Genomic DNA, 1046 nt, shown 5'->3' with positions numbered 1-1046 from the left:
AAATGGCTTTGTTGCACAAAGATTTAAAAGTTAAGACTTCTCATATCTACTCAAATTTAAGTGACAACTCGGGTATGTGGTCTGCCTAAGTCCGTAAATTTATTTAATACTGCCATACGTGCATGAATCTCATTGACTTGGCTTTGAAAATTTCTCGCACTGAGTTTATCCCCTAATAATTTGATGCAATGCATCTTGGTTTCAACCAAACTTCGCCGATGATAGCCTGACCATTTCTTCCAAATAGTTCTTCCTAAACGTTTAACTGTTCGAAGCAACTCATTGCGTTCTAGCGAGCCCATCTTTTTATCTTTCCATGGCTTCGCATTTTTTCTTGGTGGAATCACTGCATGTGCTTGCCGATCCGCAATGACCTGTCGGCACTGTTTGGTATCATAAGCTCCATCGGTATAGACGGAGTCAACTCTCTCATCTTGTGGAATCTGATCGAGTAAATCACCAAGTACCTGTGAATCACTCACATTGTTGGTTGTGAGCTGAACAGCGCGTATTTGTAAGGTTTTAGCATCTATACCAATATGTAATTTACGCCATTGGCGACGATATTCAGGCTGATGTTTTTTACGCTTCCATTCACCCTCACCTAAGAATTTCAGACCTGTAGAGTCAACGATTAGATATAGTCCATCACAACTTTTTTGATAGCTAATCACAATATCAATATGCTGTTGTCGTCTACAAATTGTAGTGTAGTCTGGCGCTATCCAATTTAACCCACAAAGATGGATGAGACTTTGAACAAAGCCAGTGACCATGCGTAAAGATAATCGAAAGAGAGATTTAATCATTAGGCAGCATTGGATAGCTGCGTCGGAGTAAGTTTGATTTCGTCCTTGTTTGCCTTTTGATGGGGCATACCATTGCGTAGCAGGATCAAACCAAATGGCAATATTTCCACGATTAATGAGAGCTCGGTTATATGAAGACCAATTGGTTGTGCGATAAATTTTTGGTGTCGACTTATTCATTTGAAAATTATATTGTGGAATAAGCCTTTAGAGATAGGTTTGTGCAACAAAGCCGTC

At 39.7% G+C, this 1046-nt stretch carries 1 protein-coding gene; it reads right to left on the bottom strand.

Translation table 11 applies throughout. From position 1 onward, the window contains the following. Positions 1-56: 56 nt before the first annotated feature. Entirely contained in the window at positions 57-989 is a 933-nt protein-coding gene (locus IEZ01_RS34435) for an IS5-like element ISAba13 family transposase (RefSeq protein ID WP_001043692.1), read from the bottom strand. Positions 990-1046: the final 57 nt, after the last annotated feature.

This window comes from Streptomyces purpureus, from assembly GCF_014648195.1.
GTDB classification, from domain to species: domain Bacteria; phylum Actinomycetota; class Actinomycetes; order Streptomycetales; family Streptomycetaceae; genus Streptomyces; species Streptomyces purpureus.
Note: the sequence above shows the minus strand (reverse complement) of the source record. Positions and strands in the feature narration are given on the sequence as shown.